Genomic DNA, 12,454 nt, shown 5'->3' with positions numbered 1-12,454 from the left:
TTATTTGAGCTGAAGCTAGATATCGTTTAGAACAAAGGAGAACCGTACTCAAATGTACGGTTCTTTAAAACATTAGGTTGAGGATGATGTTGAAGATGAATTTGAAGCAGGAGTTGTCGTTGAAGTTGTAGTGTTCAAATCTCCATTTATTTTCTGAAGATCTGCTAAAATCTTTTGATAAACATTGATTCTATTTTGAATATCTGTTTGAATCTTGCTTAAGTCTGAAGTAACTGCCGAGGAGTTATTAGCTTTGTTATCGGTGCTAAGTTGTGTCCAATCCGCTTTAGCAGTTTGAGCGGCATCCTGTGCATTGGCTATATCATCCTGCATAGGAATCATGTCATTAAGAGCAGCTAATAAAGCACTATAGTTCTTACCTTGACGATCTGTTTTGACTTGCGAATGGATTGTCTGTCTCAACGTTTTAATTTGATCGAGTATTTGTTTATCTTGAGCCTGAAGTTGGTGAATAGGAGCCAAATTCTGCTGAAATTGCTCTGCATTTTGCAGATGCAAAATTTCATTTTGAAGCTTCTGCTTTCTGGCAGCCGCTTTGTCAGCGGAGGTCATTGAAGTTCCCGTTGAGGAATTTTGACTTTGAGAAGTTGTAGGCAGAGAGGATTGGGAAGTATCAGCAAGGACAGGAAGAGAAAAGCTAAAAATTGAAGATGCTATCAAAGAACAAGCTAACAATTTACTTGATTTTCGCATAGTATGTCGATTCTCCTTTTTATTGAATACTTTTAATTATTTAGTCTCATTGATTCTTTGTTCGTACCCTTTACTACTAATTTTACAAATTACCTAGACTTCTATCGAGAGCGTTGAGAGATTTATCCAGATTTTTAAGATTCCCATTAATTTGAGCATTAACCTCTTGCCGTCCCTTTGCCGCTTTTATGTCGATGGCTTTAACCTGTTGTTGACTCGTCATTAGGTTTGGGGCAGATGCATCATGATTATTAGCTGTTGAAGTCGTCGCATTCGGAGAGCCAGTAACAGAACTGGCAGAAGACTGAGTACCACATCCAGTGACTATTAATAATGAAGAAAAAATAATCAGCGAAACAGAAATTGCTTTTAGACGGAATCGATTCATCTATGCGCCTCCTTTCTTGTCAACATTTCGTTCGTTTTTTTACATTGCTTATTCTAAGGAATGAAACTGAGAATTTGCTGAGAGATTCTAAAATAAAATACCAGATCTTACTGTCTGGCATTTGTTCCTATATTGACTTATCACGGTCTCAACGAATCTGTCCGCCTCTGCTGCCTCCCTCAGGACTACGTCAATAATCCAGTCGGCATTACGAATTACATCGAGGTTATGTTCTATAACAATAACTGTATTGCCCTTTTTGCTTAATTCCTTGGCAAGCTTTAAGCGTTGACATTCTCCAAGGTTGCCGGATTTGAACGTAGATTTGCCGGAACCAGCATGTCAGACTTCGATCTTCTGTCGCAGATATCACCAACTATGCTTCGTACATTCATAAAGCAACCAAGAACGGATTCCATCTCACCTCTTGGTTGCTTTGCATCCAGATTATCCTAATTTCTCCAAATTCAGTCTACTTTGTTCATTTGGATTATGGCCTTAAATAAATCTCCATCTATTTCTATATTAAAGTATCCTTTTTGAACTTCTATGAGACTCTTAGTAATAGATAAACCTAACCCGCTTCCTTGAGTGGTACGCGATTCATCCCCTCTTTTAAATCGTTCCATGAGCTCTTCAGCAGAGATATTCAGCTCATAGGCAGATATGTTTTTAATCGTCAGAATTACCACATGATCTGATTCAATAATATTAATATATACTCTTGAACCAGCAAGTGCATATTTAATGATGTTTAACAACAGATTTTCAATAGCTCTCCATAATAATTTTCCATCTGCCTTGATAAATACTTTCGTATCAGAACTAATCTTAATATCTAAAGCACTAGCTTGTATTTTATCTTCAAATTCTCCTAATCCTTGTGTTATTAAAGAAACCAAATCAATTCTTTCAAAGTTCACAGGTATATTACCGCTGGCTGCTTTAGTTGCTTCAAATAAATCATCGGTAAGTATTTTTAATCGCTGAGATTTCTGGTCGATTATTTCTATATATTCTGCAGCCCTTATCGGGTCCTGTTCATTTTTTAATAAATCAATGTAGGTAATAATTGAAGTCAGGGGAGTTCTAATATCATGCGATACATTCGTAATTAACTCACTCTTTAAACGTTCACTCTTAATCTCATTATCAACTGCTTTTTTTAAGCCTTCGGTTATAGAGTTTATATCAGCAGCCAGCCTGGCAAACTCTCCATCCCCAGAAACATTTATGGTATTGTGGACGTCACCATTTTTTACATGCTTTACTCCCGCTTTTATAGCATTCAAATCCTTGACTTTTTTGAGCGCCAACCATGCGGCTGCACCTATAGTTACGGGGAACATGAAAAAGGTTAAAGCTACTATTAAAGGATAACCTATTGTTAATAAAACCACTTTTACAGCTATACCGCCACTATTATAGACATCTTTGACAAAAGCAAAAAGTTTATAACCAATGCTATAGACTAAAGTATGTTTTATCAAGGTCTTGTTCTTTATGTGTTTTGCAATTGATAAAACAAATGCTAATCCCAAGGCAGCTATCAACAGGGTAATAGGAAATATAGGTTTATAGATCCTGGCATGGAAGAATTCCTCTATAACCGCAAACCATATTATGATAAGCATAACGCAAATTACGATTTTGACATCGTTATAGATCTTATCGAAAGAATTTAATAGGACACCTTGCTGCTCCTCTGGTTTTCTGCCTATTACCAATAATAGATATATCAATGCTGCTGCGAGCGCTAAGGTAAAACCCGCTATTTGATATAAATTATTTCTAGCCATTAGCTTGTTGTCCTTCCAGGCAACAATTCTAGGGTTCAAAAACTCTTCCGAAAAAGCCAAATACATAACATCCTGTGGTCCTGCGAGATAAAGATCGGGTGCATAAAAATTATCCTTAACATCCTTTGGAAATACATTTTGTTCAGAGCTATCAGATATTATATAGGCTGGAAATGTTTTAAAATATTCTTTAGCATGGTTTGGAGTATTAGTAAATTCATTAGTACCACTTTTAATATAATAGACAAGTCCGTTATATTCTGCTAATCTTTGCAAAGATGCTCGATAATCACGGAGCTCATCCTGAATTAATTGATTCTTTTCTTTTAAAATCTTATCCGCATAAACTTCTTTATACACTTTATAATTCTCAGCCTGGGTTAAATTAGGATTATAGCTTTTGGAATTACTTTCAAACTCACTATATAATTCTTGTTCTTTATACTCCATATCTTCACTAGTGATTAATACCCCACTTAAGATATTTTCTTCGCTCTTATATTTGCCACTTATCGCTTTTAAACTCTGAACCACATCGCTGCTGATAGTACTGTAATCTTGACTTTGATAATAGCTGCCTTCGACAGCAATTAACAAATCACCATTGCACACAATATTTAAAAATAGGGTTATAACACTAGTGAAACATACTATCGCTATAGCATAAGCAGCTATCTTTGCTGTCAGCGAATAACTATATCTTTTCCACTTTATATCCAATCCCCCACACCACCTTTAAATATCTTGGGTCCTTCGGGTTTATTTCAATCTTCTCTCGTATTCTTCTGATATGGACTGCAACAGTATTTTCCTGACTAAAAGCAGTTTCATTCCATACCCGTTCATATATTTCATCTATCGAAAAAACCCTACCCGCGTTAGCGGTCAGCAACTTTAAGATTTTATATTGTACTGGAGTAAGTTTTACTTCCTCGCCATCAACAATAACCTGCTTCCTTTCATCATCTATAACAAGTCCACCGCTTTTATAGACATCACTTTTTGTTTCTAAACTTCCAAGACTTGTATATCTTCTCAGCTGAGACTTTACTCTGGCAACCAATTCCAAAGGATTAAAAGGCTTGGTAATGTAGTCGTCAGCACCTAAAGTTAATCCCATTATTTTATCAGTATCCTCTGATTTGGCTGACAACATGATAATCGGTATATTTTTATCTTCTCTTATCTTGATAGTGGCTTTTAAGCCATCCATTTGCGGCATCATAATATCCATAATAATAAGCTGGATATTATTTTCATCGAGTACTTGCAATGCCTCTAACCCATTGGAGGCTTTAAATACGACATAACCTTCATTTGTTAAATAGATTTTAATAGCTTCTAATATTTCTTGATCGTCATCGCAAACTAGTATTTTAATGACGTATCCCCCCTTTTTTAAATAAACCCAATTATATCACACCCTTTTCTTTTGCTTTCAAGGCTATGATATCAGATAAATCTTACAGCAAAATAACTAAATTTATTAAGAATTTCTTAACGTTAAAGATCTTCCACTTTGCTTGATTAAGAGAATATGAGAAATAACCAAGCAGAAAAAAAATCCCTTCCGAGCAACTGTCTGAAGGAACTTTACACGCGCTATATCAATTACTTGGCCTTCGTGAATTTTAGATTAGGCTGATTTTCGCTCGATGATTACGGGCTTGTAACCTAAATCGATTAAGGCTAAGTTTATTATTCGAGAGTAGGATGATTCTTAATAATCCTCTTTAATAAGTTTCTCGATAGTATTTACTTCATGATTAATTTCCAAGGGGTTAAGTGCAGGCCCTTCTATCACATCGCCTTCATAAGTAAATCTTGAACCATGACAAGGGCAATCCCATGATAACTCGGCGGAATTCCAGTTTAATTCACAGCCCATATGCGTACAAGTAGTGTTTACTATATGAAGTGTTTCCTGTCTATCTCTATAGGCACCGACTCTTTGACCGTTAGCTTCAAATATTTTTCCCTCATTCGGCTTAATATCAACATTCAGCGGAAGAGGAGAAAGTTTTCCCTCAATGAGATTCTCCGCGACATTAAGATTTTGTACGACAAAATTTTTAGCGGAGGCCCCTATAGTCTCTCTTGATGGATTATAAACATCCTGCCAAGGACTTTTTCCAGCAATAATCAGGTCCCTTAATATCATTGAAGAGGCCATACTATTCGTCATTCCCCATTTACCATAGCCTGTCGCGATATATAAATTGGGAGTATTTGACGTGAACTGTCCCACATAGGGTAAGCCATCCAAAGTCATACAGTCCTGTGTAGACCATCGATATGGGATGTCTTTAACGGTAAAGGTTTCCTCTGCGAAATCAACTAATGCTTCATAATGTTTAATTGTATCTTTTCCCTGTCCGGTTTTATGATGTTCTCCACCGACAAATACTAACTCACCACGATCTGAAGTTTGGCTGCGGAGTGACCGAGCGGGTTCCTCTGCTGTAATATACATTCCACCTGGATATTTCTCATTCATCCTGATCGCAATTACATAGGATCGATCGGTATATAGTCTCGTAAAGTACAATCCATGCTTGTTGTAGAAAGGATAATGAGAGGCAATAATCACTCTTTCGGCTGTTACCTTTATTCCCCTATCGGTAATTAAGATATAGTTTCTATTATCCCCATTTTCTTCGATGTCTACAATTCTACTCTGATCGAATACCTGAACACCATTTGAGGTGATCTTGTTGGCAAGAGCCAATAAGAATTTGCGCGGATGAAATTGCGCCTGATTGTCAAAACGCACAGCAGCCTTTATATTTAATGGCAATGGAATTTTATCTAAGTATTTTGTATTGATGCCAAGGGAAGAGGCAACATTCGCTTCATTAACAATCTCATCAACATATTTATCATCTAGAGTATACACATATGCGGATTCAGGGACAAAATCGCAGTCAATGTTATTTTCCTTGACAATCGATTCATACATTTTTAGAGCGGTTTGGTTAGCATCGACATATTGGTTGGCCAATTCTTCACTTATTTTTTGTACCTTATAATAAATAAGTCCATGTTGTGAAGTTATTTTTGCAGTGGTATGCCCGGTAGTTCCTTGTAAAATTCGATCCGCTTCGATAATTGCCGTTTTTACACCCGCTTTACTTAGCCAATATGCACATAATATCCCGGTAATTCCGCCTCCGACAATTGCCACATCGACTTTCATATCCTTATCTAAGGCAGAATACTCAATATTAGTTGTTGAAGCCATCCAAAAAGGTTGAGGCGGCTTAGTAAAATAGTCTTTTGTTCTTTTACTCATAATAGTTCCTCCCTAAAATCGGGTATAAGCTGAATATATTTTGTACTCTAAAACATTAAAATATCCGTTTAAATTAGGCTATGAAATATCAAACAAACAATAACCACCGGCGATGACATCAACTATGCTTGTGGTTATTTTATGAGATTGGCACAATAATTTAATTAAACTCCATTTTGCGACTTCCAGAATAGAATAGTATGTAATTATCCATGAATGGAGGATGGACATGATAGACTTCTATGCTCTTGATAAACCTTGCCCCAAATGTTCTGGACTTGGCAGGATAGAAAATCCTCAATGGCTACAATTTTGGACAAAAATGGAGCCATTTCGAACCTCAATAGACCAACTAAGTACTCTAAAAATGATAACCTCGGCAGAACCAACGGAACCCATGTTCTTTGTCTGTAAAGAATGTCATGGCAAGGGAAAAATACTTACAACCGAGGGGAAGAAACTTATCGAGTTCATTAGATTTTGGTTGAATCCGAATTATTAGATATACATTCCCTTAACAATAGCCTTGCGTTATTAAGTTAAGCAGCCGTTTCTAAGAACTGACTCTGCACCACAACCGGGACAAATATAAGTATAATTTGGAATTTGAAGTTCAATTGATTCAACTCTTCTTCACTAAAATCATTTATCTTATTTACCCCTTTGGTTTTCAATGTCTCTGTATCCCATTTGATACTGCTGTACTCAGTATTGCACTTTGGACATTTGTAATTCATAGCTATTCACTCTTTTCCCGGAAGCACATCCGATATTTTCACAGAAACAGTATGCCAAGAAATTATGATAATAAAAGGGTGGCGGCTTAAGCCGCCATTCTTTATAGTTGTCTGTATTGGAAAAATTGAGTAACGAAGAGAGACTAAATATTCCTATAACGACATTTCCATATCGTACCAATTAATGAAGCGTTGCATATTATATAGTAACTTTTAACAAAGGAGGAAATGGAAATGGCATTTGGCGCTGTTGATGGAGTTTGTACCCCTAATTTTATGCCCGGTATCGCAATCGTTGTCGTAATTATTCTTTTGCTTATTGCAATGGGTATTGTATTCTAAATTTCATTTGAAAGGAGAAATTATATGTACGGATTTGGACATTTCCCTAACATTTCGCCCGTTGGCGCTCCTCCACACATCGGACCGATCACAACCTGTCGCCCATTCTGCCCTCCCGTTACAGGATGCGTTGGCGTAGGAATTATTGCTATTGCCATTTTAATTCTTATCGCTTTAGGCGTTATTTTCTAAATTAAACGGCTACCATCCTTCGAGATGGTAGCCATTTCTACTTAAGCAGAAGAAAAATATTTTGGCAGCCAATTTCTGGTTCAAAATCATCGGTCAACTTTCGAAGACAACACAAATTGAATAATATGGAATTGCAGGAAAGAATCATCCACTAAATAATTAATAGAGGTGAGAAAATTGGTTCATCCCCGAACAAATGTGGTTCCTATATACGGTCATTATCCGCATCAGGTACGCTGGTATCCGGTGAACTATACAGGCGGCTACGAACCAGCTTGGTGGGAACGTTACGAAGAACAGTTTGAACCACGCTGGATTAAAGAAATGGAAAAACGTATGGGGTTTATGCCAGGCAGAGAACCTATTTGGTGGGAACTTTTTGAAGAACAATTTGAACCAGCTTGGCTTCAGCGTTTGGAACGTCAAATGGGTATCCCACAGCCATTTGATCCCCGCTATGATAATCCTTACAAAGGATAGTAATTTAGATAATTTTTTGTGATCAGGGCCAATAAAAAGGCCCTTTTTTATTGAGTAAAACGAAGAACCTCAAGAGGAAATTCTTTGAGTTTATCTACATGAAAGTATTAAAACTGCCCATCATCTTTCTTGCGGATGGAATGTCAGTTCAGGATCTGCTCTATCCCTTGATGCCGAGATTTCGTTTATACGCGAAGATTTCCTCGACGGCCCGATGATATCCTCCTGCGACTCGAAAGGAATCTCCGATTTCTTCACACAACTTTCGGAATGACGCATTCTTGAGCACGCGTTCCGCTGTCTCCATAAGATCTTCCGCCGTTAGTCCTTCTTGCTTCAGTTGAATGCCGGCGCCAATCTCTGCCACACGTCTTGCAACAATGGGCTGATCTGCACTTTGCGGAAGTACAATCAGTGGAACGCCATAATAAAGCCCTTCACTGGTACTATTCATACCACCATGAGTGATAAATAATCTAGCGTGCTGCAGTACTTCCAACTGAGGCACGTGATTCCGAACTATAAAATTCTCGGGTATGTCTCCCAGTTCCGCAATCCTGGTTTGCCGTCCGACAGATAACATGACCGTGTACTCCGTGTTTGCAAACGCCTTAAAGCATAGCTTATAAAAATCAGATGCTTGATTGAACACGGTACCAAGCGAGATGTAAATCAAGTTATCGATATCTATTTGAGACCAATTAAATTCGTCGTTTGAAGGCGGAACTACGGACGGTCCTACAAATTTGTACGATTCATCGAAGCTTTCTCCGCCTGGTTGAAAGAGCCTCGATGTATAGGTGATTGTCAATGGTGCCGGATTGCAGAAAACCTCATAGGCAGAGCCAATTTGCACATTGTATTTCTCTTGCATCCTGCTAACCAACTGTTGAAACTCCTGTTTTGCAAATCCATTCAGTTCTGCGGGAAATTGGAGTAAGCGTTGGTCTTGTCTATTGTCAAAGCTATTTTTTTTGATTGCAAAACTCGCACACGAGTTGATGGCAGGCAGGCCCAGTATTTGAGCAAGCAGATATCCAGAGCCGAACATAGAGTCATGAATGATATAATCAAATCGTTCTCCTTTGGTTTGCCGCAAAACGCTGGGAATGACCACGTCGGCGGTACGCAATAGTCCACTTGCGCGAGTCCAAGGATTGTGTCCTCCGCCGAGGAATAGTTTCAAAAATTTATCAGCATCATAGGTGATCACCTTTGCGCCTATCTGTTCGATACGATCGCGAAATTGCTCTGTCGCCACGTATACCACGTCTTCATGACGACTAATAAGTTCTTGTACTATACCGAGTGTTGGGTTGATATGTCCCTCTGCACCTGCATTGATTATAAGAACGCGTGCCATAAGCATCACCCTCTCCAAAAATAATACGAGCAATTGCTCACATTATATTCGCAATAACGTGATCCGTCAACAATAATATGAGCTATTACTCATATTATTGTTGACTCGATGGTTCAAGGATAATAAAATTATCATGGAAGGTGTTAATGAAAATGGATGAAGTTAGTAGGATCAATAAACAAGTACGCAAACCTAAGCAATCAAGAAGCATAAATACCAAAGAAAAAATCCTCGAAGTTGCTTTTACTTTATTTTGTAAGAAAGGCTATTACAATACAACAACCAATGAAATTGCCAAGCAAGCCGATGTATCTATTGGGAGTCTTTATTCCTATTTCAAGGACAAAGACTCCATTTTGCTGGAGATACTAGAGCTTTACAACCAAGAATTTATCACAGCTAAAGAAGAAGTATTGGCTCAAGCACAAATTTTTGAGGTAGATAAGAAAGCATGGTTTCGCCTCATGATTGACGCTTTTATAAAAGCTCACGAAGCTTCAAAAGAATTAATCAGGGAATTAAATGTTTTGTATTATGTCAACCCGCAGGTTGCAGCCATACTGGATAAACAACGAGAAGAATCACGATTAGCTATCCTTGATTATATTTCTTTACATAAAGACGATGTTCAAGTTGAAGATATCGAGGCAGCCACTACTCTGGCATTTGATTTTGCCACAGTAATAGTGGACCGGGTGGTTTTTGGCCAAAACAATATTGCTAAAGAACGAATTATTAAAAATGGGATAGAAGCTATTTACAAATTTTTATTCGATTAAAAGTAAAACCAGAGCATTATTTGCACTGGTTTACTATATTTTTGGTTTTCTCATAAACCTTCCCCAACGATTAGTATCCTATCATTTTAAGCCAATTTGTGACCTCTTCCGATGTGAAAGTACCATTTACAGCCATACCAGGCAGAATTGCGGATTTCAAACACTCCTTAGCTATATCATTTTCAATTTGGCAAAATCCACCCCCACCATGAGTACAAAAAGGAATTACCGTTTTACCTGTAAAATCATTTTGTCTGAGGAAAGACATAACTGGTGGGGCTAACGTTTTAAACCAATTAGGTGTACCTATAAATATCGTTTGGTAACCATCTATTGATTCATTTCCAGATATAAGCTTAGGACAAAATCCTCGGGAAATTTCATTTCTTACTTCTTTAGCGGCTGTATTATAGTCAAAGGAATAATTCCTTTCCGGAATTAATTCTCTTATAGTGCCGCCGGATTGTTTTGCTATTTCTACTGCTAAATTCTTGGTGTGTTGGAAAAGCGAATAATAAACAATCAATATATCGTTCATATATTTACTTCCCTTGCAAAAATCATTAACCTCTAGTTTTCATCCAATAGATAAGCGGTTTTTAAATATCATCCGCCACAAGCCCGAGATACTCTTCATCATTTTGTCCGATCCATACTTCAGCGCGATAGCATTTGTTATGGGCCTGGCGCTTTTGGCGAAAGTGTCCATAGGACACTTTCGTCACGAAGCCCCGACGTTTAGCTTTAGCTGAACGAGTTCACTTCTCTTCCCTATTATAATTATCGATTCTGACCCAATATAATCTTTAAATCAATTGTTACCTCCAGCGAATTCAATTCTAACAATTTTTCTATGCGGTCCTTAGTTATCCCCCAAGATAAAGGCGTCATGAATATTAAGTCCGAAATAAGCTCTGATACAAGCTCTGCATTTAACCACGTTAGCAAGAAGTCCCCTCCCTCAAATCGTCGCAACGATTAGGGAGGGGATGAATTGCGTTATCTCAACAAATTATTGTCTCTTCATTGCAGTATAATAAGCTTATAAGGGAGGTGAACAAGTCATTGCTTAAAGCCTATAAATATCGACTCTACCCGAACCAAGAGCAACAAATCCACTTCGCAGTAACTTTTGGTTGTGTTCGATTTATCTATAATACAATGCTTTATGACAAAATAGAACATTACCAAACCACTCAAACGATGTTGAAAAATACCCCTGCACAATACAAAACTACGTTTCCTTGGCTCAAAGAGGTCGATAGTTTGGCGTTAGCCAACGCTCAGCTTAATCTTGAGAAGGCTTATAAGAACTTCTTTCGCGATACGAGCGTTAGATTTCCTGATTTCAAGAAAAAAACGAACTATCGTAGCTATATAACCAATAATCAAGACGGTACAGTGTTTATCCAAAATGGATACCTTAAGGTACCGAAACTCAAAACCATGGTTAAAGTACAGCAACACCGTATCTTTGAAGGAATCATCAAATCCTGTACGATTTCGCAGGTCCCCAGTCAAGGTTGACATTGAACTGCCCACCCTGCGGGTCCTTTTGTTATGAATATTTATCACTTAATAGTTGCCGTATAGATTCGGACTGCCTCTCTAAGAAATGCTGCTGCACCAGGTCTATTCTTGTCGTAATAAGCTTTGAATCTTTCGTCGTCGACATACATTTGAGTTACTCCTAGATGCGCCTCTTTACTATAACTACTCCAAAAATAGCTCAGCCACTGACGGTGCAAATCCGCTGCTTTTTGGGCTAATTCGCCTGCGGGATCACCAGTTTCTAATGCAGCATAAAGAGTCTCAAGAACTTCTTTTTCCAGCCGAGTGACCTCGTCATATTGTTTCTGCGTCATATTGAGCATCTTTTGATTGGAATTATTAACTGCGTCATTACCGTAATTTGCACGGATTTCCTTGCCATACTTCTCTTCATTATCATCTATTAACTTCTGTTTGAAGCCATCAAACTTTTCTTTATCAGACATTGTACTTCTCCCCTCTTTTACTGCAATAGATTTATCAACATTTATAATTAGTAAATCTAATTGCTTACGTTTCTCAAGAAGTTTACCACGGTGTTCTATCAGAGCTCTCATTTCGTCAAAGTCGGGGGAAGAGACTATTTCCTTAATTATTTCCAAACTAAGATCCAGTTCTCGATAAAAGAGAATTTGTTGTAAACGATCCACCTCTGCTTGACCATATATACGATACCCCGATGAGTTTATTCTTGACGGCTTTAAAATTCCAATCTCATCGTAATATCTTATGGTTCTTGGACTGATACCCGATATCTGCCCTAATTTTTGTACTGTATATTCCATGTTCTCACCTCCTGATGAGATAACTGTAAACC

The 12,454-nt window shown here is 37.8% G+C and carries 13 protein-coding genes and 2 pseudogenes; 5 read left to right on the top strand and 10 right to left on the bottom strand.

Annotated elements, in window-relative coordinates; all coding sequences use genetic code 11:
* Positions 1-72 precede the first annotated feature (72 nt).
* From ACPUYX_RS10735 to ACPUYX_RS10710, 6 genes and pseudogenes are all read right to left on the bottom strand, one after another.
* Entirely contained in the window at positions 73-714 is a 642-nt protein-coding gene (locus tag ACPUYX_RS10735; RefSeq protein WP_426379660.1) for a hypothetical protein, read from the bottom strand.
* A gap of 82 nt (positions 715-796) precedes the next feature.
* A complete protein-coding gene (locus tag ACPUYX_RS10730) occupies positions 797-1,102 on the bottom strand; it encodes a hypothetical protein (protein ID WP_426379659.1) in 306 nt (101 codons plus the stop codon).
* A gap of 154 nt (positions 1,103-1,256) precedes the next feature.
* Positions 1,257-1,402: pseudogene (locus ACPUYX_RS10725) on the bottom strand (ATP-binding cassette domain-containing protein); the annotation flags it as partial.
* A gap of 167 nt (positions 1,403-1,569) precedes the next feature.
* On the bottom strand, positions 1,570-3,621 hold the full coding sequence (locus tag ACPUYX_RS10720; protein WP_426379658.1) for a histidine kinase dimerization/phospho-acceptor domain-containing protein: 2,052 nt from the start codon (positions 3,619-3,621) through the stop codon (positions 1,570-1,572).
* Positions 3,596-4,282 carry a response regulator transcription factor gene (locus ACPUYX_RS10715; RefSeq protein WP_426379883.1) on the bottom strand — a complete coding sequence of 229 codons (687 nt, stop codon included), beginning with the start codon at positions 4,280-4,282 and terminating at the stop codon, positions 3,596-3,598. Before ACPUYX_RS10715 ends, ACPUYX_RS10720 begins: the two co-directional genes overlap by 26 nt.
* Before the next feature lie 339 nt (positions 4,283-4,621).
* Positions 4,622-6,193 carry an FAD-dependent oxidoreductase gene (locus ACPUYX_RS10710; protein ID WP_426379657.1) on the bottom strand — a complete coding sequence of 524 codons (1,572 nt, stop codon included), beginning with the start codon at positions 6,191-6,193 and terminating at the stop codon, positions 4,622-4,624.
* A gap of 229 nt (positions 6,194-6,422) precedes the next feature.
* Here ACPUYX_RS10710 and ACPUYX_RS10705 point away from each other — a divergent pair, with 229 nt between their 5' ends.
* The 3 genes from ACPUYX_RS10705 (at position 6,423) to ACPUYX_RS10695 (ending at position 7,944) form a co-directional block, all read left to right on the top strand.
* Positions 6,423-6,695 carry a hypothetical protein gene (locus ACPUYX_RS10705; protein WP_426379656.1) on the top strand — a complete coding sequence of 91 codons (273 nt, stop codon included), beginning with the start codon at positions 6,423-6,425 and terminating at the stop codon, positions 6,693-6,695.
* 601 nt (positions 6,696-7,296) lie between these two features.
* Positions 7,297-7,464 (top strand): hypothetical protein, encoded by a 168-nt coding sequence (locus tag ACPUYX_RS10700; protein ID WP_170932592.1) that lies wholly within the window; start codon positions 7,297-7,299, stop codon positions 7,462-7,464.
* A 177-nt stretch (positions 7,465-7,641) separates the two neighbouring features.
* On the top strand, positions 7,642-7,944 hold the full coding sequence (locus tag ACPUYX_RS10695; protein WP_426379655.1) for a hypothetical protein: 303 nt from the start codon (positions 7,642-7,644) through the stop codon (positions 7,942-7,944).
* Positions 7,945-8,104: 160 nt separating this feature from the next.
* On the opposite strand, the gene ACPUYX_RS10690 is transcribed toward ACPUYX_RS10695, so the two are convergent.
* Positions 8,105-9,307 carry a macrolide family glycosyltransferase gene (locus ACPUYX_RS10690; protein WP_426379654.1) on the bottom strand — a complete coding sequence of 401 codons (1,203 nt, stop codon included), beginning with the start codon at positions 9,305-9,307 and terminating at the stop codon, positions 8,105-8,107.
* 146 nt (positions 9,308-9,453) lie between these two features.
* On the opposite strand from ACPUYX_RS10690, the gene ACPUYX_RS10685 reads away from it, so the two are divergent.
* Complete coding sequence (locus tag ACPUYX_RS10685; RefSeq protein WP_426379653.1) at positions 9,454-10,086, top strand: TetR/AcrR family transcriptional regulator; 633 nt, start codon at positions 9,454-9,456, stop codon at positions 10,084-10,086.
* Positions 10,087-10,156: 70 nt separating this feature from the next.
* On the opposite strand, the gene ACPUYX_RS10680 is transcribed toward ACPUYX_RS10685, so the two are convergent.
* Entirely contained in the window at positions 10,157-10,624 is a 468-nt protein-coding gene (locus tag ACPUYX_RS10680) for a flavodoxin (RefSeq protein WP_426379652.1), read from the bottom strand.
* Positions 10,625-10,866: 242 nt separating this feature from the next.
* Positions 10,867-11,034, bottom strand: a complete 168-nt coding sequence (locus tag ACPUYX_RS10675; RefSeq protein WP_426379651.1) for a hypothetical protein — start codon at positions 11,032-11,034, stop codon at positions 10,867-10,869.
* 117 nt (positions 11,035-11,151) lie between these two features.
* On the opposite strand from ACPUYX_RS10675, the pseudogene ACPUYX_RS10670 reads away from it, so the two are divergent.
* Positions 11,152-11,604 (top strand): annotated as a pseudogene (locus ACPUYX_RS10670) (helix-turn-helix domain-containing protein); the annotation flags it as partial.
* 53 nt (positions 11,605-11,657) lie between these two features.
* Here the strand turns inward: ACPUYX_RS10670 and ACPUYX_RS10665 are convergent.
* On the bottom strand, positions 11,658-12,422 hold the full coding sequence (locus tag ACPUYX_RS10665; protein WP_426379650.1) for a MerR family transcriptional regulator: 765 nt from the start codon (positions 12,420-12,422) through the stop codon (positions 11,658-11,660).
* Between the last annotated feature and the right edge of the window lie 32 nt (positions 12,423-12,454).

It is taken from the genome of Desulfosporosinus sp. SYSU MS00001 (genome assembly GCF_049943955.1).
Lineage (GTDB): Bacteria > Bacillota > Desulfitobacteriia > Desulfitobacteriales > Desulfitobacteriaceae > Desulfosporosinus.
Note: the sequence above shows the minus strand (reverse complement) of the source record. Positions and strands in the feature narration are given on the sequence as shown.

Coding starts and splice junctions, on each gene's coding strand:
- ACPUYX_RS10735 (WP_426379660.1), bottom strand. CDS start 714: ATGCGAAAATCAAGTAAATTGTTAGCTTGTTCTTTGATAGCATCTTCA.
- ACPUYX_RS10730 (WP_426379659.1), bottom strand. CDS start 1,102: ATGAATCGATTCCGTCTAAAAGCAATTTCTGTTTCGCTGATTATTTTT.
- ACPUYX_RS10710 (WP_426379657.1), bottom strand. CDS start 6,193: ATGAGTAAAAGAACAAAAGACTATTTTACTAAGCCGCCTCAACCTTTT.
- ACPUYX_RS10705 (WP_426379656.1), top strand. CDS start 6,423: ATGATAGACTTCTATGCTCTTGATAAACCTTGCCCCAAATGTTCTGGA.
- ACPUYX_RS10700 (WP_170932592.1), top strand. CDS start 7,297: ATGTACGGATTTGGACATTTCCCTAACATTTCGCCCGTTGGCGCTCCT.
- ACPUYX_RS10690 (WP_426379654.1), bottom strand. CDS start 9,307: ATGGCACGCGTTCTTATAATCAATGCAGGTGCAGAGGGACATATCAAC.
- ACPUYX_RS10685 (WP_426379653.1), top strand. CDS start 9,454: ATGAAAATGGATGAAGTTAGTAGGATCAATAAACAAGTACGCAAACCT.
- ACPUYX_RS10680 (WP_426379652.1), bottom strand. CDS start 10,624: ATGAACGATATATTGATTGTTTATTATTCGCTTTTCCAACACACCAAG.
- ACPUYX_RS10665 (WP_426379650.1), bottom strand. CDS start 12,422: ATGGAATATACAGTACAAAAATTAGGGCAGATATCGGGTATCAGTCCA.